The organism is Pseudescherichia sp., assembly GCF_031998825.1.
Classification (GTDB): domain Bacteria; phylum Pseudomonadota; class Gammaproteobacteria; order Enterobacterales; family Enterobacteriaceae; genus Pseudescherichia.
Genome location: NZ_DAMACX010000006.1, coordinates 114,802 through 138,461, shown reverse-complemented (window position 1 = coordinate 138,461; position 23,660 = coordinate 114,802). Strand labels below are relative to the sequence as shown.

The 23,660-nt window shown below is 57.4% G+C and carries 18 protein-coding genes; 11 read left to right on the top strand and 7 right to left on the bottom strand.

Annotation, left to right across the window (positions count from 1 at the left end):
• Positions 1-50 precede the first annotated feature (50 nt).
• Together RTP97_RS04935 and RTP97_RS04930 are read right to left on the bottom strand one after the other, a co-directional pair.
• Positions 51-1,046 (bottom strand): LacI family DNA-binding transcriptional regulator, encoded by a 996-nt coding sequence (locus RTP97_RS04935; RefSeq protein WP_312411455.1) that lies wholly within the window; start codon positions 1,044-1,046, stop codon positions 51-53.
• A gap of 27 nt (positions 1,047-1,073) precedes the next feature.
• Positions 1,074-2,963: a beta-glucoside-specific PTS transporter subunit IIABC gene (locus RTP97_RS04930; RefSeq protein ID WP_312411453.1), complete on the bottom strand. Its 1,890-nt coding sequence runs from the start codon at positions 2,961-2,963 to the stop codon at positions 1,074-1,076.
• A gap of 244 nt (positions 2,964-3,207) precedes the next feature.
• On the opposite strand from RTP97_RS04930, the gene RTP97_RS04925 reads away from it, so the two are divergent.
• Together RTP97_RS04925 and RTP97_RS04920 are read left to right on the top strand one after the other, a co-directional pair.
• Entirely contained in the window at positions 3,208-3,714 is a 507-nt protein-coding gene (locus RTP97_RS04925) for a hypothetical protein (RefSeq protein WP_312411451.1), read from the top strand.
• A 169-nt stretch (positions 3,715-3,883) separates the two neighbouring features.
• Positions 3,884-4,819 carry a hypothetical protein gene (locus tag RTP97_RS04920; protein WP_312411449.1) on the top strand — a complete coding sequence of 312 codons (936 nt, stop codon included), beginning with the start codon at positions 3,884-3,886 and terminating at the stop codon, positions 4,817-4,819.
• A 40-nt stretch (positions 4,820-4,859) separates the two neighbouring features.
• Here RTP97_RS04920 and RTP97_RS04915 read toward each other — a convergent pair whose 3' ends face one another.
• The 3 genes from RTP97_RS04915 to ycgZ form a co-directional block, all read right to left on the bottom strand.
• The gene (locus tag RTP97_RS04915; protein WP_312209948.1) at positions 4,860-5,141 is read right to left on the bottom strand and encodes a biofilm development regulator YmgB/AriR family protein; all 282 of its coding nucleotides are present in this window, start codon (positions 5,139-5,141) and stop codon (positions 4,860-4,862) included.
• A gap of 36 nt (positions 5,142-5,177) precedes the next feature.
• Entirely contained in the window at positions 5,178-5,489 is a 312-nt protein-coding gene (locus tag RTP97_RS04910; protein WP_312411447.1) for a hypothetical protein, read from the bottom strand.
• A gap of 145 nt (positions 5,490-5,634) precedes the next feature.
• The gene (gene ycgZ, locus RTP97_RS04905) at positions 5,635-5,874 is read right to left on the bottom strand and encodes a regulatory protein YcgZ (protein WP_312226662.1); all 240 of its coding nucleotides are present in this window, start codon (positions 5,872-5,874) and stop codon (positions 5,635-5,637) included.
• A gap of 323 nt (positions 5,875-6,197) precedes the next feature.
• Here ycgZ and RTP97_RS04900 point away from each other — a divergent pair, with 323 nt between their 5' ends.
• The 3 genes from RTP97_RS04900 (at position 6,198) to RTP97_RS04890 (ending at position 10,616) form a co-directional block, all read left to right on the top strand.
• Positions 6,198-7,418: a diguanylate phosphodiesterase gene (locus RTP97_RS04900; protein WP_312411445.1), complete on the top strand. Its 1,221-nt coding sequence runs from the start codon at positions 6,198-6,200 to the stop codon at positions 7,416-7,418.
• A gap of 50 nt (positions 7,419-7,468) precedes the next feature.
• Entirely contained in the window at positions 7,469-8,200 is a 732-nt protein-coding gene (locus tag RTP97_RS04895) for a MerR family transcriptional regulator (protein ID WP_312411443.1), read from the top strand.
• A 94-nt stretch (positions 8,201-8,294) separates the two neighbouring features.
• Positions 8,295-10,616 carry an FdhF/YdeP family oxidoreductase gene (locus tag RTP97_RS04890; protein ID WP_312411441.1) on the top strand — a complete coding sequence of 774 codons (2,322 nt, stop codon included), beginning with the start codon at positions 8,295-8,297 and terminating at the stop codon, positions 10,614-10,616.
• 14 nt (positions 10,617-10,630) lie between these two features.
• On the opposite strand, the gene RTP97_RS04885 is transcribed toward RTP97_RS04890, so the two are convergent.
• Complete coding sequence (locus RTP97_RS04885) at positions 10,631-11,935, bottom strand: glycoside hydrolase family 10 protein (protein WP_312411439.1); 1,305 nt, start codon at positions 11,933-11,935, stop codon at positions 10,631-10,633.
• 7 nt (positions 11,936-11,942) lie between these two features.
• Positions 11,943-12,245 carry a VF530 family protein gene (locus RTP97_RS04880; protein WP_312411438.1) on the bottom strand — a complete coding sequence of 101 codons (303 nt, stop codon included), beginning with the start codon at positions 12,243-12,245 and terminating at the stop codon, positions 11,943-11,945.
• A 121-nt stretch (positions 12,246-12,366) separates the two neighbouring features.
• On the opposite strand from RTP97_RS04880, the gene RTP97_RS04875 reads away from it, so the two are divergent.
• The 6 genes from RTP97_RS04875 to RTP97_RS04850 all read left to right on the top strand — a co-directional run bounded on the left by RTP97_RS04875 (position 12,367) and on the right by RTP97_RS04850 (position 23,637).
• On the top strand, positions 12,367-13,584 hold the full coding sequence (locus RTP97_RS04875) for a nitrate- and nitrite sensing domain-containing protein (RefSeq protein WP_312411436.1): 1,218 nt from the start codon (positions 12,367-12,369) through the stop codon (positions 13,582-13,584).
• Positions 13,585-13,858: 274 nt separating this feature from the next.
• On the top strand, positions 13,859-15,121 hold the full coding sequence (locus tag RTP97_RS04870; RefSeq protein WP_312411431.1) for a CmpA/NrtA family ABC transporter substrate-binding protein: 1,263 nt from the start codon (positions 13,859-13,861) through the stop codon (positions 15,119-15,121).
• A gap of 14 nt (positions 15,122-15,135) precedes the next feature.
• Entirely contained in the window at positions 15,136-16,056 is a 921-nt protein-coding gene (gene ntrB / locus RTP97_RS04865) for a nitrate ABC transporter permease (RefSeq protein ID WP_312411429.1), read from the top strand.
• A 39-nt stretch (positions 16,057-16,095) separates the two neighbouring features.
• The gene (locus RTP97_RS04860; protein WP_312411427.1) at positions 16,096-16,893 is read left to right on the top strand and encodes an ABC transporter ATP-binding protein; all 798 of its coding nucleotides are present in this window, start codon (positions 16,096-16,098) and stop codon (positions 16,891-16,893) included.
• Between the two features lie 22 nt (positions 16,894-16,915).
• Positions 16,916-20,986, top strand: coding sequence for a nitrite reductase large subunit NirB (gene nirB, locus RTP97_RS04855; protein ID WP_312411425.1), 4,071 nt, complete (start codon positions 16,916-16,918; stop codon positions 20,984-20,986).
• The gene (locus RTP97_RS04850; RefSeq protein ID WP_312411424.1) at positions 20,983-23,637 is read left to right on the top strand and encodes a nitrate reductase; all 2,655 of its coding nucleotides are present in this window, start codon (positions 20,983-20,985) and stop codon (positions 23,635-23,637) included. Before nirB ends, RTP97_RS04850 begins: the two co-directional genes overlap by 4 nt.
• The last annotated feature ends 23 nt before the right edge of the window (positions 23,638-23,660 follow it).

The window sequence follows — 23,660 nt, the reverse complement described above, 5'->3', positions numbered from 1 at the left end:
GTTCACCGGGCGTTACAGGCCTGAAAAGTGTCAACCTATTCCAGGACTAGTCACTTTCGCTTAGCCACGGAGTCTCTGACGATCAGCGAGCCTTCATGCAGCGACTGCGTGGCGCTATCAGGAGATAATAAAATACGCACCGCATCGCGGATCATCTCGTCCATCGGGATATGCACGGTGGTCAAGGTGGGGGTGAAGTAGCGGCCGATGATAGAGTCATCGAATCCGGCGACGGAGATGTCATTTGGCACCCGCAGGCCGTTGTCGATCATGGCCTTAGTCACGCCGATGGCCATGTCATCGTTAGCGGCCAGGATGCAGCTCATGGGCCGATCCTTTTTCAACAGGGCGCAGCCCGCCTCGTAGCCGCTCTCGGTGCTCCAACTGCCGCGCACGATCAGCGTTTCGTCAGGTGTCAATCCAACAGCATGAAACGCATCGCGGTAGCCGGCAAGGCGGCTGTCACCCGTGGGCGACCCTTCGCTGCCAGCTACAAAAGCAATATCGCGGTGCCCCTGGGCAAGCAGATACTCCACCATGCGCACGCTGCCCCGGTAGTGATCGACAAACACCGAGCTGCTGCGGTTGCGCTTCAGCTCACGGTTGATCACCACAATGGGCACGCTGCTCTCATCAATAATGTCATCAAGTTCATCAACGCTAAGGTACTTGGGGTAGATCATGATCGCTTCACAGCGCAGCTGCACCAGGAAGTTGATGGCGTTACGCTCATCCTCCCGGCTGTGCTTGCCGTCGGCCAGCACCAGCTGACGCTGGAGATCTTCACTGCAGGTCGCCGCCTGGTAGATCATGGCGGAAAAGAACGGCCCGTTATACAGGCCGTTGGTGATCACCAGTCCCACCGAGTTAGAGCGACTGGTCGCCAGCGTGCGCGCCAGCAGGTTAGGGCGATATCCCGTCTCCTCAATGGCCTTGAAGATGCGGGCCTTCACCTCTTCGCTGACCACTACCTTACCGTTTAGCGCACGGGAGACCGTTGCTTTTGAGACGCCCGCCCGCCTGGCGACATCCAGTATCGTGACCATAACCTTCCCCAATTATTTAACAGGCTATCAGGAGACGGTCATTAACGGCATCTCCTGACGAATAGTGCCCCCGGACTGGAGCTTCGTCAGCTGAAACTCATCGCTATTGATCACCAGCACCGGCGTAGTGAGATCGTATCCGGCACGCTCGATGGCCTCTTTATCAAACTCCAGCAGCGGCGTACCGGCTTTAACGACGTCGCCCTCCTTCACCAGCGGACGGAAGTGCTCACCCTGTAAATTCACGGTGTTCAACCCCACGTGGATCAGCAGCTCCGCACCGTTGTCGCAGGCAAGACCAATGGCGTGGCGTGACTCGATCACCGTTTCGACCCGGGCGTCGCAGGGCGCAACCACTTTACCCTCATGGGGCCGAATAGCAACGCCGTCGCCCAGGACCTTTTGCGAGAACGCTTCGTCTGCGACCTCTTCCAGCGCGATCACATCTCCGCTGAGCGGGCTGTTCAGCGCCAGGCTGGTCTTCGCCGCAGCGGTTGAGGTGGTGGTGACCGGGGTGGTTTCTGGCGCGTCGGTGAGCGTCTCTTCCGCTACCGGATCGTCAAAGCCAACGAACTGCACCAGTATAATAGTCAGGACGACAGCCGTTGCGCTACCGGCAAGTTCACCGATGAAGGACATCGGCGCATCCGGGCTAATGGCGTTTACCAGGGTAAACAGGCCCGGCAGCGCCGCGTAAGCGTAGTAGAGGGAGCCAAACAGGCTGGCCACCACTGCACCTACCGCGCCACCGATGCAGCCGCAGATAAACGGCTTTTTAAAGCGCAGCGTCACGCCATAGATTGCCGGTTCGGTAATGCCAAAGATGGCGGTCACGCCCGCCGACAGGGAGGTTGTTTTCAGCTCGCGGTTGCGGCTCTTCAGGAATACGCCAAACACGGCGGCCATCTGGCCGATTACCGCAATCGTTTGATAGGCCTGGAAGGAGTCATATCCCTGGGTGTCAAAGTTGGCCATGATCACCGGCGTAATGCCCCAGTGCACGCCGAAAATAACGATAATCTGCCAGATACCGCCGATGAGCGCAGCAGCGACCGCAGGCGCGGCGGCGAACAGGGCATTGTAGCCGCTGGCGATGCCCATCGCCGCCCAGGTGGTAATCGGCCCGATAACAATAAGGGTCAGGGGAACAATAATCACAAAGCAGATCAGCGGGGTGAACAGGGCGCTGACCACGTCCGGCAGGATCTTCTCTACCCGCTTTTCAAGCCAGGAGAGCGCCCAGACCAGGAACAGCGGCGGCAGTACCGATGAGGTGTAGACCGTCTTCGCCAGCGGAATAAACAGGAAGGTGATGGTCTCCCCGTTAGCAATGCGACCTGCCATCGCCGACCACTCGGGGTTGATTAGCGCGCAGCAGCAGAGTACGGCGATGAACGGATTACATTTGAAGTGGCGCGCGGCGGTGATGGCAATGAACACCGGCAGGAAGGCAAACGGCGTCCACGACATAAAGTTGAGGATGGCGAAGGTACCGGTGGTTTTGATATCGGCATCAATCAGCCCAACAACAATCAGCAGCCCCTGGAGGATCCCGGCGGCGGCCAGAATGTAAACGATAGGGGCAAACACCGCAGACATGGTGGCAATCACCGCATCCAGCCAGCGGGTTTTCGGCTTGTTGGTCGCTCCGGCATGGTCCTCACCAATCAGAGCCGAGAGGGCGTTAAACACGTCGGCGACGTGGGTGCCGATAACCACCTGGAACTGACCGCCGCTCTCCACCACGGCAATCACGCCGGGCAAGTTCTGGATCCGGCTTTTCGCCTCAGCAGGGGTATCGTTCAAAACCAGGCGTAAACGGGTGGCGCAGCGGGTGAAGCTATTGATATTCGCTTCGCCGCCCACCTCATGAAGAATGTCACTGGCTAACTTATTGTAATCCCTAATAATGGCCATTCTGATGTACCTTTTTTATGGGTTATAGAGTGTGTGACCTCAATTTGAAACCGGTTTCATGCTAGCAGTGAAAGAGGGTCTTGCAACCGGTTTCATGGCTAAAATGTGGGCTGAATCACAGAGGAAATAAGCAGAAAAACAGTGTGGGTTGTTACACAGAGTGGTAAGAATGGCGTATCGTGCCAGGCATGGATGAGAGTAGAGTAGCGTCAAGATCGCTTAATCACCTGGAGCATGCACAACGATGGATTACCTGTCCGGAATTATCGTACATACACCGTTCTGGGTTTGGGCGCTGTTTATCTATCTGCTGATACGCGGCATCAAGGCGCGTCAGCCCACGACGGTAAAGTTAGAGAAGTTGCTGATCGTACCCGCTATTTTCCTGGTGTGGGATCTCTACGATTTAATCGCCTTTCGCCCTCCGACGGTGGGCACATGGACCCTCTGGGGAGTGGGTCTATTAGTCGGCGCTGCCATTGGCTACCAGTTTATCAATCCAAAGCGCATTCAGCCTGGCAATGAACCCCGCACGCTGCAACGTCCTGCCGACTACACTGTACTGCCGATGATGATGATCGCTTTTTTGACCAAATATGTCTTTGCCGTACTAACCGCTATCTCGCCCGCCGCGATGGCGCAGCCGGGACTCAACGGATTTGCAATTGTTTCCGGCGGCGTTTTCGCGGGTACATTTATGGGAAAATTTATGCACTACGTTCGCTGCTATGCCTCTTTTAACCAACGTTAATCTACCTGCCGGGCGTAAAATTCAAACCTGTGAGATTTCACTTGCGGGCAATCCCGATACCGCAGAACAGTTAAAAAGGGTTGAACAGTTTTGCGACATCGCTAATGCGTTGAATCAGGAAGAAAAGAGAAGGGCAATCTATCAGTATTTGACGGAGCATCATCCGCCGATGTCAGTCAACGACGCTAAGGCGTTAGCCCTGATCGAAAAGCCGCTTACCGGGCCAGAGCTCGGGCAGGTAGCGCGTCAGCAGAACCTGGAGATCGCTGCGTACCGCGCCACCGTCAACGACTATTTTGCCGATTGCGCTAATAACTGGGAGCATATCATTCCCCAGGAGACGCTGGTGATGCACTACAGCGGGCAGAATAAACAGGCGGCCCAGTTCGTTGCGAAAGCTAACGGCATCGTGGCGCATACCGCATTGACCTATTTTGAGAATCAGCGTCGTCACCAGCGTCATACCGGCACCCGCTGGCTAATTATTGATAAGAAAAGCCCTCAACAGGCGCTGCCTCTTCCTGCTGGTGCCGTGTTCCATCCCTATCTTAATTTTTACTACCATCAGCAGGATGGGGAGATGCGGATCTATAACTTCAGGGGGCAGCCGTTAAGGAGAGTTAACTGCGACCCTGAGACCTCTCTCGCCACTATTTTCGATCATGAAGTTGCCCGAAAAAATTACGAAAACACGCAGGCGCGCTTGCTCAGAGAGCAGGGAGACGTGGCCTCCGCTATTCAGCTTAATCAGCAGTGCTATGCGGCGGATCCACTGTGGCAGCAGGAGCGACACAACGGTAACGAGCCTGATAAGTCTGATGCCGTGGCGGATGTCTCTTACTATCAGACCATCGCCAGAGGTGACAGCGTCACTTATATCAGCGGTGTTGATGCTGAGGGACAGGAAAGCCTGACGCTGACCAAGATTACCCTAACAATCGAAGACAAAATCGCGGCGGTAGCAGCAAGGCTCACGGCTACAGTGGGAAGAGAGCCGCAACTTAAAGAGATGAGAGAGGTACTGGAACGATTTGGAATCGGCTCGGGCTGTTCTGGTAGGCCGGGTAAGGCGGAGCCGCCACCCGGCAGAGGCAACAACGCCTGATGGCGCTGCGCTTATCAGGCCTACATCACTAAACCTAAGCTCAGATGTCATCCATCGTATGGTCGACGACAATCTCCAGCGTCTTGCGAATGATATCGCTCTTCACCACGTCGTCGGTAGATTCAATTGCCTGGATGAGATGCAGGATAATCGCTTTATTAGTGAGATGCCCGCCGGAAGCCAGGATCGAACGGACGACTGCACCCAGTACCGTAGATTCATCCGCCAGAACGTCACCCGCATTGCGGAAATAGGCGGAGAGGGCTGTATCGGGCAGCGCTTCAAAAGCGTCTGATGATTGCTGGAGCATAGCCTGAAGCATAGTGTGTACCGTTAAAAGTTAGATAAATGTGTGCAGTCAGTGTTTTTTACTGGTGCCCTGTTGCTGGCGGGTGCCAAACAGTTGAAACACGTTGTCCTTCTGTTCGCTATCAGAGTCCTTCTGCTCACGTCCGGTCTGACTGCGCATCGATACTTTAGTATTGTTGTTGATTTCGGCGATAACACGCCCAAGTATCTCACGCCGTCGGCCGTCCGCCTCTCTTGCTTCCATAGCCCGCAACCTCGTGATAAGTGCCCTGGTGTTGACAGGCCCGTTCTCACTGAGGAGGGATAAGACGGCTTCTCCAATCAGCTCATCTGTTAATTTTTCAACTTCACTTCTATTCATAACTGCGTCTCTGCTGCCACGCTGTTCCGCAATGGAAACGCGGCATGAGTGTGCGCCTGGTAGGGGAGGGGTCATCGTCCATGAATACCCGCCTACCTGGAGCGACTAAAAACTTGACTATCAGTTGCTGCACATTTGCATGTCCTTAGCGATCAAACAGCAGGCCAATCAGCGTATGGTAATGGCTCTCTTCGTCCGCATCGGACGCTGTTTCAAGGCGGCTGAGTAGCTTAGTGCAGATTGCCTTACGGTTCAGGCTCTGGCCACTACTCAGGATCTCGACCACAATCTGACCCAGCGTCTCCTGCTGGCTTGGCAGTGCAGCTTTATTGAAATACCGGGTAATGGCATTAGCTGTGTTCGGAACAAGGTTGTTCTGCTGCATATGTCACTCCTGTAAAATTCAGTAAGTTGTGATAACGAGTACAAAGTTATACAAATCAGCCAAACTTGTACATAGAAACTGTACAAATTTGTGAAAATAAATTTATATTTTTTTAATATATGCTTATTTTCAATCAGTTATAACGGAAACCTATCCATTCTTTAGAAGACTTGTACAGGTATAGCAAAAACCTGTACCCTGTATAGGGCAGCATACTTATACACGGGAAAGATTGTCTTTAAAATCAGTCACAATCATTACAAGATCTGCGTGCTGTCATTTGTTACTGTGGCTCTCCACACACTTATCTTCCCGGAAAAACTATGCTTACAACCATTATTTACCGCAGCCATCTCTGCGACGATGTACCGGTTAAAATGTTGGAAGAGATGGTCGATGCAGCAAACCAAAAGAATGGCCAGGCCGAAGTAACAGGCATTCTGCTTTTTAACGGTACCCATTTCTTCCAGCTGCTTGAGGGCCCGGAAGAGAGCGTGTTTAAAATTTACCGCGACATTTGCAAGGACACGCGTCACTACAACCTCGTTGAGCTGCTGTGTGACTATGCTCCCTCGCGTCGGTTTGGCAAATCGGGCATGGAGCTTTTTAACTTAAGAGAGTATGACCGGGACGATGTGCTCCAGCGCGTGCTGGATAAGGGCACCTCTAAGTATCAGCTGACCTATGACGACCGTGCGCTGCAGTTCTTTCGTACCTTCGTCGAGGAGCGGGAAAAAGAGAACTACTATGAAATTCCACCGGCAGACGCATGGGATTTCATCTCGGATAACAACGCTACCCGCGCAGAGGCGCAGGCAGCGGATGAAACCGCAGAGTGTAGCTTCGCTTTTCAACCGATGATCGATCCCTTTGCCCGTGAGGTGGTCTCTATCGAAGCGCTGCTGCGTACGCCGGGCGGGGACATTCCGGAGGCCTGGTTTGCAGGGCTGACGGGAGATGATGTCTACGAGGCCGACCTGCGCAGCAAAAAAGTGGCCTTTGCCATGGCGGCCAGGCTAAACATTGGTGAGCAGACGCTGTCGGTGAACCTGCTTCCGATGACGCTGGTGAAAGTACCCGGCGCGGTCGATTTCCTCCTGCAGGAGATCCAGGCCAACGGGCTGGTGCCGGAGCAGATCATCGTGGAGTTTACCGAAAGCGAGGTGATCTCTCGCCTCGAAGAGTTTACCGACGCGGTAAGGCAGTTAAAGGCAGCGGGTATTCGCGTCGCTATCGATCACTTTGGCGCGGGCTTTGCCGGTCTGCTGCTGCTGGCGCAGTTCCAGCCGGACAGGATTAAAATTAACCGCGACCTGATTAAAGATGTACATAAAAGTGGGCCCCGGCAGGCGATTATCCAGGCCATTATTAAGTGCTGTAGTTCGCTGGAGATCCTGGTTTCTGCCGTGGGCGTTGAGCAGCCTGAAGAGTGGATGTGGCTGGAGTCGGCAGGCATCTCTCAATTCCAGGGCTACCTGTTTGCCCGTCCCGATTTTGCTGGTATTCCTGCCGTGGCCTGGCCAGAAAAAAGAACGGGTTTATGAGATAATACTATTTGAGCATGAGCGTAGCAGCGTTAAGTTTAGGGGAGTTGATGGCCTTTTACAGTATTGGCGATGTAGCTGAAAGATGCGGAATAAACCCGGTCACGCTCCGTGCCTGGCAGCGGCGCTATGGCCTGCTGAAACCGCAGCGCAGCGAGGGCGGGCATCGCCAGTTCGATGAGGAGGATATTCAGCGGATCAAAGAGATCAAACGCTGGATTGAGAGCGGCGTCCCCGTAAGCAAGGTTAAGGCGCTGCTGGAAGATAATAAGGTTGTTGCTCACGATGACTGGGCGTCTCTGCAGGAAGAGATGATGGCCGTGCTGCGTCAGGTTCGCCCGGCTAAGCTGCGTGCGGCCATTGTCGCGCTCGGGCGTGACCACGCTGTAGACGTCCTTATCGACCATATCTTTGTCCCCGTACGCAAGCGTCTCAATCTTGATCAAAACACGGCTCGTACCATGTCCAGCCTGCTGGAGGGTGCGATCACCGAGTATGCTGTCTCATGCATGGTTAACGCGCGGAAAAAAGCGGGCAGGGAAGCGCTGCTGATTGGCTGGGGAAGCGAAGACCGCACCCGGCTGTGGCTGGAGGCATGGCGGCTATCGCAGCGGGGCTGGCATATTGATCTCCTGTCAGAGCCGCTGGAGGTGCCACGTCCGGAGCTGTTCCCCGGTCAGCATATCTTTTTGTGGACCGGCAAAGCACTAACGCACCGTCAGCAGGAGCAGCTGGAACACTGGCGGGAGCAGGGCTTTACCATTAGTTTTCATGACCCCTAACTGATCCAAATACGGATTTTTGTTCTTATTAGTTCACTTACCCACAATTCCTGTACCAGGCTTACAGAAAAGGCAATAGCAATTGTGGAGCATTATGAAAGAGCAAAATCGTACTATCGGTATCAAACCCTATGGCGGTTCAGCAGGCGGGTGGGGAGCATTAAAAGCCGTTGCTGACGCAATACGCGGCCAGATGTCGGTGAAGCAGGACGTCATTGCCCTGTTCAAAGTTAACCAGCCACAAGGCTTCGACTGTCCAGGCTGCGCATGGCCCGATCCACAGCACGCCTCCTCGTTTGAGTTTTGTGAAAACGGCGCGAAAGCCGTCTCCTGGGAAGCCACCAGCAAACGTACCACGCCGGAATTCTTTGCCGCCCATACCGTCAGCGAGCTATGGGAGCGTAACGCCTTTGAACTGGAGGGCGAGGGTAGGTTGACCCACCCGATGAAATACGACCCCGCCAGCGATACCTACCAGCCCATCGAGTGGGAGACCGCCTTCCGGGAGATTGGCGAGCATCTGCGTAGCTATGACGATCCCGACAGCGTCGAGTTTTACACCTCCGGCCGCGCCTCCAACGAAGCCGCATTCCTCTGGCAGCTCTTTGCCCGCGAATATGGTACCAATAACTTCCCGGACTGTTCGAATATGTGCCATGAGCCAACCAGCGTTGGCCTGCCGGAATCCATCGGCGTAGGCAAGGGAACCGTTGAGCTGGAGGATTTTGATCGCTGCGATCTGGTGCTCTGCATCGGCCATAACCCAGGCACCAACCATCCGCGAATGCTGGGAACCCTACGAGAGGTCTCCAAACGTGGCGGAACCATCGTTGCTATCAACCCGCTGCGCGAGCGGGGTCTGGAGCGCTTTACCTCTCCGCAAAGCCCTATCGAGATGCTCTCCCTTAGCTCCACCGAACTGGCATCGACCTATTACAAGGTGCGGGTCGGCGGCGACGCGGCGATGCTAAAAGGGGTGATGAAAATTCTGCTGGCAATGGATCAGGAAGCGAAAGCCAAAGGCGAGCCAGGGGTGATCGACGAGGCGTTTATCCGCGATCACACCCAGGGGTTTGAGGCGCTAAAAGCTGACCTCGATGCAACCGAGTGGGCGCATATCCTGAAGGTCTCCGGTATGGAGCGCAAGGAGATTCAGCATGTCGCCCGTCTGTATGCCAACGCCGAGCGGACAATCATCTGCTACGGCATGGGCATCACCCAGCATCAGTACGGCACGCAGAACGTTCAGCAGATCGCTAACCTGCTGCTGATGCGCGGCAACATCGGTAAACAGGGTGCCGGCATCTGCCCGCTGCGCGGTCACTCCAACGTGCAGGGCGATCGCACCGTGGGTATTACTGAGATCCCCTCCCAGTCGCTACTGGACAGTATTGAGAAGGTCTTTGGCTTTAAGCCGCCGCAAAAGCACGGTCATGGCGCCGTAGCAGCAATTCAGGCGATGCGCGACGGCCAGGCTAAAGCGCTGCTCTGTCTGGGAGGCAACCTGGCGGAGGCGATCTCCGATCCGCAGGTCACCTTCCCGGCGATGCGCAACCTCGATCTTGTTGTGCATATGGCAACCAAACTCAACCGTTCCCACCTGCTGCTGGGTAAGCACAACTATCTTCTGCCGGTGCTGGGACGTACCGAACTGGATGTTCAGGCCTCTGGTGAGCAGAGCATTACCGTTGAGGACTCCATGTCGATGGTGCATGCCTCTCACGGCTCGCTTAACCCGGCCTCGCCGCACCTGAAATCCGAACCTGCGCTGGTCGCCGCGCTGGCAAAAGCGACCCTGCCGAACACCGTCGTCAACTGGGACAGGATGGTGGGAGACTACAGCTTCATTCGTGATGCCATTGAGGCGATGATCCCCGGCTTCGACAACTTCAATGAACGGGTGAAAAAACCGGGCGGCTTCCGCCTGCGCAATACCGCGTCGGAGCGGATCTGGAATACGCCCTCCGGTAAAGCCGAATTTAAAATCATGCAGGGCATTAATGAAGATCCGCGCTCGCTGAAGTGCCACGATCTGGTGCTGACTACGCTGCGCAGCCACGATCAGTACAACACCACGCTGTATGGCCTGAACGACCGCTATCGGGGAGTGACCGGCAGGCGGGACGTGCTGTTTATCAATCCCGACGAGGCCGAGAAGCGTAACCTGCGGGTGGGCGATCAGGTCAACATTACGGCACTCGATCACGAAGGCAACGCCACCGGGCGGAAAATGCACAACCTGACCATCGTGGTGATCGATATGGCACCGGGTTCAGTAGGCGCCTACTACCCTGAAGCCAACGTCATGGTGCCGTTAGACAGCCACGATACCAAAAGCGGGATCCCGGCTTATAAGAGCATCCCAATAGCGATGGAGCGCGTGGAGGCGGTTGCCACCTCCGGCGCGCTTCGCTAATCAACGTTCGCTAATCAACTGCCCCAGCGGCTCCGCAGGTAGTTTACCGCCTGCTGAGCCTGGGGCTGATTGAGGTTGTTCTCCCGGAACAGAATGGTGCCGCCGATCTCTGGCAGAGCATCGTTGAGATCCAGCTGCTTTTTCAGCTCCGGTACGCCGCCGTTGACCGTCCAGTCCGGCTCGGTTTTCGACGGTTCGCCCACCTTATACAGCGCCACGCCAATATAGAGGCGCGTATGGGTGGGTTTCACCACCTCCGCCCACCATTTCGCCAGCACATCATAGCGCGCTGCGTCCCTGGAGAAGGGCCAGTAGATCTGCGGGGCGATATAATCCACCAGACCTTTTTGCACCCACAAACGCGTATCAGCATAGGACTCATCATAGGCCGCCGCGCCACGCGTATCGGACCCGGCAGGATCGTGAGAGCGGTTGCGCCACACGCCGCTGGGGCTTACGCCAAACTCCACGTTAGGGTTCAGCTGCTTAATGGTGCGCGACACCTGCTCAATTAGCTGCTGCGTGTTGTTGCGCCGCCAGTCCGCCTTCGAGGCAAATCCGCTGCCATATTTCTGGTAGGTTTGGTTGTCGTTAAGGGTCGAGCCGGGCGACTCCGTATAGAAGTAGTCATCGAACTGCACGCCGTCTATCGGATAGTGAGCCACTACCTCGGCCACGATACTGGTGATCCAGTCCCGGGCTTCCGGAATACCGGGGTCGAGCACGTAGCGATCGCTGGAGGTACGGATCCAGTCGCGGTGCAGCACAAAGACGCTGGCCGGGTTGAGCGGCAGGGTACGGTTCAGCTCGGCCACGGTACCGGGTTTCGTATTCGTGGAGACCCGGTAGGGGTTAAACCAGGCGTGCACCTTCATGCCGCGCTTGTGGGCCTCATCCAGCATGAACTGCAACGGATCGTAGCCGGGATCGGTGCCGATAGTGCCGGTAAGCATATCCGACCACGGCAGGATCTTAGAGGGCCAGAGAGCCGTACCGTCAGGCTTCACCTGGAAAAAGACGGTATTGACCCCAAGGCGTTTCAGGTTGTCCAGCTTATCCGTTAACGCTTTCTGCTGCTGGCTGATGCGCAGCGCAGGGCTGGCGGTAACCGACGACGCTGGCGGCCAGTCGAGACGAGAGACTGTCGTCAGCCAGACGCCGCGCACCGGCCCATTGCTCCGGGCAGCGCTATCCGGCAGAGGCTGCTTCGTTACGGGCGGAAGCGGGGTAACCAGTGATTTCGGTGGTTTAGAAGAGCAGCTGGCAAGTAAAAGCGCGCAGCCAACCAGTGCGCCTAACCGTGTAATGTGTCGCGCCATCTCTGTTTCAGCTCTTATTCAGGCGGCTATTAGCCCATGGGTTAAAGGCAGGCTCGTCCTGTTTTTCCGGGACGGCATCATCCAGGGGATCCCTGTCCAGTGAATCTACGTAAAGTGCTTCGACCTCCGCACGCGCCCAGGGCGTACGGCGCAAAAACTTGAGGCTCGATTTTACGCTGGGATCGTTTTTAAAGCAGTTGATATTGATTAGCTTACTTAATTCGCCCCAGCCATAGCGCGCCACGAGGGCATTCACCTGCATTTCAAGCGTTACGCCGTGCAGAGGGTCTTTGGATACGTGTGCAGTCATAACCAGTCCGATGGTTTGGGATGTGGTGATTAGGATAGCGGGCGTGGAGTAAAAGGAAAGAGGGAAATGCGGCACGCATCTTGCTTTATCCCCGGTATGTTTCTTTAGCGCAGGTACCGTCATGCCTCTTTCTGCTCTCGATTTCGTGCTGGCCGCCAGACAAAGTGAAATTATTGGTCTGCAACAGCTGCTGCAAATGAGCAAGCTGGTGGGTGCAATCAGCCAGCTTATCCATGTCCTGCAGCGCGAGCGGGGCACGGCCAACATCTATCTCTGTTCGCAGGGCTCTCTCTGGGGCGAGAGGCTAAAGGAGCGAGCGCATCAGGTCCAGCAAGCCGTGCAGGCGGTAGACAAGCAGCTGCTGGCTCTCGATCTCGCCGGACAGCCAATGGCTAACGCATCGCGACTGTTTAGCCGTATCGCCACTGCGCTGCACAGCCTGAGCAGTTTGCCCGCGCTACGGGAGCAGGTTGCAGCGCAGACTATTCAACAGCCGGAGGCCATGAGCCGCTATAGCGAGGTGATACGCACCCATCTGGCGCTGGTATTTGAAGCTGCCGATACCTCCGGGGATCCTACGGTGTCACGGGCGCTGCTGGCCATGTTCAGTTTTATGCAGGGTAAGGAGCTGGCCGGCCAGGAGCGCGCCCTGGCTGCAGCAGGCTTTGCCTCGCGTCACTTCGATCATAATGCGCATCAGCAGCTGCTGACGTTGATTGAGGGGCAGGAGCGCTGCTTTCACACCTTTACGGAGTTCGCCGATGAGCACTCTCTCACGCTGTGGCAACAGCAGCAGCGCGCCGATAGCAGTGAGCTGGAGCGTTTTCGCCGCATTGCCTGCACCTGCACATCGCCATCCGGCGAGAGCAATGATATCGCACTGCGCTGGTTTGAGATCACCACGGCACGTATTGACGGCATGAAACTCATTGAGGATCGCCTGGAAGAGAGGTTGATGACCTGCTGCGAGCAACGGATCTGCGAGGCTCAACGCTCCGGCGCACGTCAGCAACAGGAGATTGAGCAGCTGCCGCAGCAGGACAGCCACTATGCGGCGCTGATCCCACCCCAGCTCAGTCGTTCCGTGCTTGAGCTTATTGAGCAACAGTCTCGTCAGCTACAGGCCCAGGATGCCGAGCTGGCCGCGCTGCGCGCCACGCTTGCCGACCGGAAGCTGGTGGAGCGCGCCAAAGGCCTGTTGATGCAGCACCACGGCATGAGCGAGCCTCAGGCTCACAAAACCCTGCGAGATATGGCGATGAAACAGAATAAGAAGCTGGCGGAGATCGCGGAAGCGATGCTCTCCGTCGCGGCGGTGATGAGCAAATCTGCATCATAATACTTAAGGAGTAGCTGCACCGACGGTGTGCAAATAACAAACCGTTGCGGTGCAGACACAATCAATACTCAACGCCAATTTAACACTACCTTGCTGATTTTACAGGATTACAAGAAGTTGGCACACAAGCTGCATTATTGGGAAAGCACATAGTGACTAGGCCAACGGCGGTTTAGTTAGCATTACGGATAAAGGCGTCCGTTAGCGTTCAGGAGACTGAGCGCTAACTGGACGCTTTTTTTTTGCGCATTTTTTCACCATACAGGAAGCCGCAATGAAGCAAGACGATAACAACACCGTGGTGAGTCTCTCCCGTCGCCGATTTCTGGCAAGCAGCGCGCTGCTGGGCGGCAGCATGATGTTACCGGGCTTTATGAATAGCGTCTGGGCGGCGGGCTCTGATGCGCCAGAGAAAAAAGAGATCCGCGTAGGCTTTATTCCCTTAACGGACTGCGCCTCGGTGGTGATGGCGGCGGTGAAGAAGTTTGATGAGAAGTACGGGATCAAAATCACCCTCAGCAAAGAGTCCAGCTGGGCGTCGGTGCGCGACAAGCTGGTCTCCGGCGAGCTGGATGCCGCCCATGTGCTGTATGGGCTGGTCTATGGCCTCCAGCTCGGCGTCTCCGGTCCGCAGCATGATATGGCGATGCTGATGACCCTCAATAATAACGGCCAGGCGATCACCCTCTCGAACCAGCTGAAAGAGGCGGGCGTGACCGATGCGGCCTCGCTGAAAAAAACCGTCGATGGCAGCCCGAAGGGAACCTACACCTTTGCCCAGACGTTTCCCACCGGCACGCATGCCATGTGGCTCTACTACTGGCTGGCCAACGCCGGGATCCATCCGTTTAACGACGTCCGCAACGTGGTTGTGCCGCCGCCGCAGATGGTGATGAACATGAAGATCGGCAACATGAGCGGCTACTGCGTTGGTGAGCCCTGGAACCAGCGCGCCATTCTCGACGGGATTGGCTTCACCGCCGCGACAACCCAGGAGATCTGGCCCGATCATCCGGAGAAAATTCTCGGCACTACCTCCGCGTGGGTGGCGGCTAACCCCAATACGGCCCGCGCCCTGACTGCGGCGGTGCTGGAGGCTTCCCGCTGGATCGACACCTCCGATGCGAACCGGATTGAAACGGCGAAAACCATCGCGGGACGCGCCTACGTCAATACCTCGCCAGAGACCATTCAGGGGCGGATGCTCAGCGACTATGACAACGGGCTGGGCAAAAAGTGGAAAGACGCCCACGGCATGCGCTTCTTCAATGACGGCGCGGTGAACTATCCGTACCTCTCAGACGGCATGTGGTTCCTGACCCAGCACAAACGCTGGGGACTCATCGATAGCGACCCGGACTACCTGGCCATCGCTAAGAAGATCAACCGCACCGACATCTATAAGCAGGCGGCGACGGCAGCAGGGGGCATCAATCTGCCCGCCGGCGATATGCGCAGCAGCACCCTGTTTGACGGCAAGGTGTGGGACGGCAGCAACCCCGCTGAGTACGCCAACAGTTTTGCCATGAAACGCTAAGTGAGGCCAACACTATGAACACAAAAACTAACGTTGTTATAAACACGAATATTGTTGCGCTGTCCACCGAGCCGGAGAGCGCTGAGATCCTTCCTCTGAAGACGGCGAGCCCGACGCCGCAGCCGGAGATAACGAAATCCGCACCTGCGAATAAATTTCGTGAAGCGCTACGCGGTGGTCTAAAAAAAGCGGTGCCCGGGCTGCTGGGGGCAGTTGTGCTGATTACCCTCTGGCAGATCGCCGCTCTGAGCAGCAGCGGCTTTCCGACGCCGCTGAAAACCTGGGAAGCGGCAAAGCTCATCTTCGCCGAGCCGTTTTATATCGCCGGGCCTAATGATATGGGCATCGGCTGGAACGTGCTGGCCTCGCTCAAACGCGTGGCGCTGGGCTTTGGTCTGGCGGCACTGGTAGGTATTCCTCTCGGCTTTCTCATCGGTCGCTTTAGCTTTATCGCCAACATGCTCAACCCGGTCATCGCCTTGCTGCGTCCGGTCAGCCCGCTGGCCTGGTTGCCGATAGGCCTGCTGCTGTTCCAGCGGGCAGAACCAGCTTCGGCGTGGACCATCTTCATCTGTTCAATCTGGCCGATGATCCTCAACACCGCCGAGGGGGTGATGCGTATTCCGCAGGACTACCTCAACGTAGCGCGGGTGCTGAAACTCGGTGAGTTTACCGTTATGCGCAAAATCCTTTTTCCCGCCGTGCTGCCGCACATTTTGACCGGGGTTCGCCTGTCGATTGGTATTGCGTGGCTGGTGATCGTCGCGGCAGAGATGCTGACCGGCGGCGTCGGGATCGGTTTCTGGATCTGGAACGAGTGGAACAACCTCAACGTGGAAAACATCATCATCGCCATCCTGCTGATTGGCGTGGTAGGGATGCTCCTCGAACAGGGGCTGATGGCCATTGCCCGCCGTTTTAGCTACGGCAATTAGCCACAAGAAACTCGTCACAAGAACAGTCAGGAGTCACATATGAAACATGAGAAAGCGATTATCCGCGTAGAAAACGTTACCCAGCGCTTTCAAACCGCAACGGGACCGTTCCTGGCGCTGGACAACGTCAGCTTTGAACTTGCCCGCGGGGAGACCGTCAGCCTGATTGGTCACTCCGGCTGTGGGAAATCCACGCTGTTGAACCTGATCGCCGGGCTAAGCCATCCAACGGAAGGCGTTCTGCTGTGCGATAACCAGGAGATTAGCGGACCTGGCCCGGATCGCGGCGTGGTGTTTCAGAACCACTCGCTGCTGCCATGGCTGACCGCGTTTGAGAACGTTGCCCTGGCAGTAGAGCAGGTCTTCAAAGGCAAGATGAGCAGGAGCGAGATGCAGGCGTGGATCGAACACAATCTCGAGCTGGTGCATATGGGGCATGCGATGCATAAACGTCCAGGGGAGATCTCCGGCGGTATGAAGCAGCGGGTGGGTATTGCCCGGGCATTGGCTATGAAGCCGAAGGTGCTGCTGATGGACGAACCCTTTGGCGCGTTGGATGCTTTAACCCGCGCCCATCTGCAGGATGCGGTGATGGAGATCCAGTCCCGCCTGAATACCACCATTCTGCTCATTACCCACGACGTTGACGAAGCAGTGCTGCTCTCTGACCGGGTAATGATGATGACCAACGGGCCTGCGGCAAAGGTCGGCGAGGTGCTCCATGTCGAGCTGGAACGCCCGCGTTCGCGGCTGACGCTGGCCAACGACGCTCGATTTCATCACTACCGTCAGCAGGTACTGCATTTCCTGCATGAAAAACACCGGGCCGTGGCCTGAGACAGCGGGCGAGGTAAGCAGAATGGATAAACCGCTCCTGGTCGTGATTGGCAATGGTATGGCGGGCGTACGACTGGTGGAGAAGCTGTGCGAGCTGGCCCCAACGCGTTACCGGATCGTGGTCATTGGTGATGAAGCGCAGCCCGCCTATAACCGCATCATGCTTACGCCGGTGCTGGCGGGCGAGAAACGCTTTGCCGACATCATTACTCACGACAGCGCATGGTACGAGCGTTACAACGTCACGCTCATTGCCGGTTCCCCGGTGACCGCCATTGACCACGAGACACGTACCTTAAGCGTTAACGGACAGCAGCTGGGTTACGATCGTCTGGTTATTGCTACCGGGTCGCTACCTTATATGCCGCCGCTGCCGGGGGCAGATCTGCCGGGTATTCACGGCTTCCGCAATCAGCAGGATGTAGAGAGCATTCTGCACGAGCACGTTGCAGGGCAACCGGCGGTAGTGATTGGCGGTGGGGTACTTGGCATCGAGGCCGCTGCGGCGCTGGCGCTACGCGGTATGCAGGTCACTCTTCTTCATCGTGGACCGCACCTGATGGATCAGCATCTTGATCCCCAGGCAGCAGAGTTGCTGCGCGAAAAGCTATTGGCGCGGGGTATTGAGACGGTACTGGCAGCGGAGACGATAGCCTATGGCGCGGACAAAACGGGGTGCGTTCAAACCGTTAAGCTCCGCGATGGGCGTGCGATCCCTGCCCGGCGGGTGATCGTTGCCGCCGGTGTGCGTCCGAATATCGCCCTGGCGCAGGCGGCCGGGCTGGATTGCGCCCGCGGCATTCTGGTTGATGACCAGCTGCAAACCTCCGATCCGCACATCTCGGCTATCGGCGAATGCTGTCAGCCAGGTGAGCAGACGTTCGGGCTGGTGGCCCCCTGCTGGCAGCAGGCAGAGAGCCTGGCGGCCAGACTGGCTGGCGTAAGCGCACCTTTGCTTGCCGTCCATGATGTACCGCTGCGGCTCAAGGTTACCGGTATCCATCTCTTCTGCGCCGGGACGCTGAATGCCGGACATGATGCAGAGATCCATACCACCTTCGACCCCTTCGACGGCCACTATCGCCGCCTGCTTATACAGAATAACCAGCTAAAAGGCGTGCTGCTGTGGGGAGACATTAACGATGGACCGGCATACTTCGCCCGCCTTGGCCATCCGCAGTCAAGCCTGTTTACCCCTGAAAAGCCCATTTCCCTGAAAGAGCCGTTATCCCTTGAGATAGCGAGGAGCAATGTTATGTCAAAACCCGTTTTAGCAATGGCCGGACACGGCATGGTAGGTCACCATCTTCTGCAACAGCTGGTCGAACGCGAACTGCATCTTCACTATCAAATTATTGTCTTTGCCGAAGAGACCAGACCAGCCTACGACCGGGTGCATCTCTCGGAATACTTCTCCGGTCGTAGCGCTGAGTCGCTGTCGATGGTCGAGAGCGACTTCTTTGCGTCAACCGGCATTGAGCTGCGCCTCGAGCACGGCATTGAACATATCGATCGCAACCGCCGTTTTGTGGTCGATAAGCAGGGGCGACAGACCGCCTATGACGTGCTGGTTCTGGCGACCGGCTCTTATCCGTTTGTGCCGCCCATTCCCGGTAACGATATGTCAGGCTGCCTTGTCTATCGCACTATCGACGATCTTGATGCGATTCAGGCCTGCGCGGAGAAGGGGCGCGTTGGCGTGGTGGTGGGGGGCGGCCTGCTCGGGCTGGAAGCCGCTAACGCGCTGAAGCATCTTGGTCTGGAAACGCACGTGGTGGAATTCGCGCCGCGGCTGATGGGTGTTCAGCTTGATGAAGGCGGGGCGGCGATGCTGCGCCGTAAAATTGAAGCCCTCGGCGTACAGGTGCATACCAGTAAAGAGACCCGTGAAATTATTCAGGGGGAGAACAGCCACTATCGGATGGTCTTCGCTGACGGCAGTTATCTGGAGACCGATCTGGTGCTCTTCTCCGCCGGGATCCGCCCACGAGACCAGCTGGCAAGAGAGTGTGGCCTGGAAGTTGGCCCGCGCGGCGGGATTGTGATTGACGATCGGTGTCGTACGTCCGATCCGGCTATATTCGCCGTCGGGGAGTGCGCCCTGTGGAACGGACAGATTTTTGGGCTGGTGGCGCCGGGTTATCAGATGGCGCGTACCCTGGCGGAGACGCTTGCCGGCGGCGAGGCGGCCTTTAAGGGCGCGGATATGAGCACCAAACTGAAGCTGCTTGGCGTCGAAGTGGCATCGGTGGGCGATGCTCATGGCCGCACGCCGGGCAGCGAAAGCTATAGCTGGGTGGATGGCCCGGCAGAGATCTACAAAAAGATTGTGGTATCAGCGGATCGCAAGCGTCTGCTGGGCGCGGTGCTGGTGGGTGACAGCAGCGAATACAGCACGCTGTTGCAGATGATGCTCAACGACATGCCGCTGCCAGCCAGTCCGGAAGGGCTAATTTTGCCTGCCAGCGCGGGCGGCGCGCCCCAAGCGTTGGGCGTCGCGGCGCTGCCGGACGGGGCGCAGATCTGCTCCTGCCATAACGTCAGCAAATCTGACATCTGTAACGCCGTAAAGGGCGGCTGTGGTGACATGGCCGGGATAAAGTCCTGCACCAAGGCGGCCACCGGCTGCGGCGGCTGTGCAGCGCTGACTAAACAGGTGATGGAATTCGCGCTGAGTGAGATGGGCGTCGAAGTGAAAAAGGATATTTGCGAGCACTTCGCCTATTCCCGTCAGGAGATCTATCACCTGGTGCGGGTGGGCAATATCCGCAGCTTTGATGAGCTGATCGGCAAGCATGGTCAGGGCCACGGGTGTGAGATCTGTAAGCCGCTGGTCGGTTCGGTGCTGGCGTCGTGCTGGAATGATTACCTGCTCAAGCCGCAGCATCTCCCGCTGCAGGACACCAACGATCGCTTCTTTGCCAATATCCAGAAAGATGGCACCTACTCAATAGTGCCACGCATTCCGGCCGGGGAGATCACGCCGGACGGGCTGATCGCCATCGGTCAGGTAGCCAAACGCTACAATCTCTACACCAAAATCACCGGCGGGCAGCGGGTCGATCTCTTTGGTGCACGGGTAGAGCAGCTGCCGGAGATCTGGCAGCTGCTCGTCGATGCCGGATTTGAAACCGGGCATGCCTACGGTAAGTCGCTAAGAACGGTGAAGTCCTGCGTCGGATCGAACTGGTGTCGCTACGGCGTACAGGACTCTACCGCGCTGGCGCTACACCTGGAGAACCGCTACAAAGGGCTGCGATCGCCGCACAAAATCAAGATGGCCGTCTCGGGCTGCACGCGGGAGTGTGCCGAAGCGCAGAGCAAAGACGTCGGCGTGATTGCCACCGACAAGGGCTGGAACCTCTACGTCTGCGGCAACGGTGGCATGAAGCCGCGGCACGCGGATCTGCTGGCCCAGGACCTGAACACGGAGGCGCTGATCCGCACCGTGGATCGTTTCCTGATGTTCTATATCCGCACTGCCGACCGTCTGCAACGCACCAGTACCTGGATGGATAATCTTGAAGGCGGTATGGAGTACCTGCGTCAGGTGGTACTGGAGGATAGCCTGAATATTGCCGCCGAACTTGAAAGCGAGATGCAGGCCGTGGTCGAGACCTATCAGTGCGAATGGCAGACTACGCTGGCGACGCCCGATCGTCTCGCGCTGTTTAAAGCCTTTGTTAACAGCGATGAACCAGTCCAGGCGGTGCAGGGCTGGGTGGAGATCTGTGACCTGAGTGAGATCCCGGCCAATGCTGGCATGGCGGCCCGGCTAACCAACCAGCAGATTGCGCTATTTCATCTGCCGGATCATCCTCAGCAGGTGTTTGCCCTCAGCAACCATGAGCCGAACAGCGATGCCAACGTGCTGGCTCGCGGCCTGCTGGGCGACGTGAAAGGTGAACCGGTAGTGATCTCACCTCTGTATAAGCAGCGGTTCCGTTTGCGGGATGGCCGCAGCGTGGACGATGGGCAAAGCACGCTTAGCGTCTGGCCGGTGAAAGTGGAGGGCGGACGCGTCTGGGTGCAGGAGCAGCCTGCGAGCCACACGGTCCGGCCCAGCGAGATAATCGAGACGGTCAGCCTATGAACAGCGCACCGGTTTCAACCACCTGCGCCTACTGCGGCGTAGGCTGTGGCGTAAAGATGCAGCCACAGCAAGAGGGGTTTACCGCCAGCGGCGACGGTGCGCATCCCGCCAATCTCGGGCGGCTATGCGTTAAAGGTAGCGCTCTGGGGGAGACGCTGGATCTGGCGGGCCGTCTGCTGCATCCGGAGATCGATCGCCAGCCGGTAAGCTGGCCGCAGGCCTTAGACGCGGTGGCACAGGGATTGCAGAACATCATTCGTGAGTATGGCCCGCAGGCGGTGGCGTTTTACGGCTCCGGCCAGCTGCTGACAGAGGACTATTACGTCGCTAACAAGCTGATGAAGGGATTTATCGGCGCGGGAAATATGGATACCAATTCGCGGCTCTGTATGGCCTCGGCGGTGGTGGGCTACAAGCGGGCCTTTGGGGCTGATGCCGTGCCGTGCAGCTATCGTGATCTGGAGCTGGCCGACTGTGTGATCCTCTCCGGATCGAACACCGCCTGGGCGCACCCGGTGGTCTATCAGCGACTGGTGCAGGCCAAAAAAACGCGGCCAGAGATGCGTATTATTGTCATCGATCCGCGCCAGACCGCTACCTGTGATATCGCGGATCTGCATCTGCCGCTGCGTCCCGGCAGCGATGCCGCGCTGTTTTGCGGGGCGCTGAACGCGATGGCAGAGCGTGGCAGGCTGGACAGTGACTTCCTGGAGCACCACACCCAGGGTGCGGATGAAACGCTTGCGGCGGCAGGTGACTGGACGGAGGCAAAAACCGCCGCGTTCTGCGGCCTGACGCTGGCGCAGCTGCGGGCGTTCTATCAAACGATTGCCGATTGCGATCGCCTGGTCACGCTCTATTCGATGGGCATTAACCAGTCCAGTTCTGGGGTAGATAAGTGTAACGCCATCATAAATCTGCATTTAGCGATGGGTAAAGTTGGTCGCGAAGGCTGCGCTCCGTTTTCGATAACCGGTCAGCCAAATGCCATGGGCGGCCGGGAGGTTGGCGGGCTGGCGAACCAGCTGGCATGCCATATGGGGTTTAATGCCGACGATATCGCGCGCGTAGGGCGCTTCTGGAATAGTGACAACGTCACAAAAAGTGCCGGTCTCAACGCCGTTGAGCTGTTCCGTGCTATTGAGAAGGGGCAGATAAAGGCGGTGTGGATCATGGGTACTAATCCGCTGGTCTCGTTGCCGGATGCGGATCGGGTGCGTGCCGGTCTGGCGCGCTGCCCGCTGGTAATAGTCTCCGACGTCATGCGCGATACCGACACCACCCGTGCGGCTCATATCTGCCTGCCTGCTCAGGCCTGGGGCGAAAAAAATGGCACCGTGACCAATTCTGAACGGTGTATCTCGCGCCAGCGCGCTTTCCTGTCTGCACCGGGGGAGGCGAAACCGGACTGGTGGATCCTCACTCAGGTTGCCCAGCGGCTGGGGTTTGGCGAGGCGTTTGCGTATCAACATCCGGCAGAGATATTTCGCGAGCACGCGGCACTGTCCGGCTTTGAAAACAACGGCACGCGGGCATTTGATATCAGCGGCCTGGCGCAGATCTCTGACTGGCAGTGGGATGAGCTGCGCCCGGTGCAGTGGCCGGTCAATGCGGCAAACCCGCAGGGCAGGGAGCGACTATTTACCGACGGGCGGTTCTTCCATGCTGATGGAAAAGCGCGGCTGCTCGCCATTACGCCAAGACTGCCGATCAATCAGCCGACGGAGGCTTATCCGCTGATCATGAACACCGGCAGGATCCGCGATCAGTGGCATACGATGACCCGCACCGGCAAATCTGCACGCCTGATGCAGCATATCAGCGAGCCGTATTGTCAGTTCCATCCTGATGATGCGCCGCACATTCGCGCCGGGGATCTGGTGCGCGTCTCATCATCCCATGGCTGGCTGCTGCTGCGAGCCCAGCCTGATAGCCTGCAACCGCGCGGCAGCGTATTCGTGCCGATGCACTGGAACAGTCAGTTTAGCCAGCAGGCGAGGGTAGACGCGCTCGTTGAGGCGCACACCGATCCGCTCTCCGGTCAGCCGGAGAGTAAACACATGCCGGTTAGCTTGCGCCGCTGGCAGGCCGCATGGCAGGGCGAACTGTTTATTCGCGGCAGTCACCTGACGCCGCCCGCCACGGCATACTGGAGCCGGATCGCGCAGCCGGGCATCACGCACTACGCGCTGGCAGACTCCTCCGCGCCGCAGGAGTGGCTGGCGTGGCTCAACGAGTACGTTGCTACCGGGCAGTGGACCTGTCAGTCAGCCCGTCTGGGCGATGACGGTTTTAACCTGCTGGCGTGGGCGGACGGCGAACTACAGCTGGCATTTTACGTGCACCGCGAACGCCCTGAACTGGAACGGCAGGCGGTAGTGGCGGCGTTCAGCCTGTCCCCGCGCACCGCGCAGCAGCGTCTGGCGCTATTGTCTGGTACGGCTGGAAAGGATAAGGCTCCAGCCGGGGCAACGATCTGCAGCTGCTTTGCGGTAGGTGAAGTGACCATCGCTGACGCCGTACGCCAGGGGTGCGGCAGCGTGCAGCAGCTCGGCGCAAAGCTCAAGTGTGGGACTAACTGCGGCTCCTGTATTCCAGAACTGAAGAAAATCCTCGCCGAACAGATCTCTTTGAATTCAGGCATGTCTTAGTCGTGAGAAGCTGTTGTTCTGCT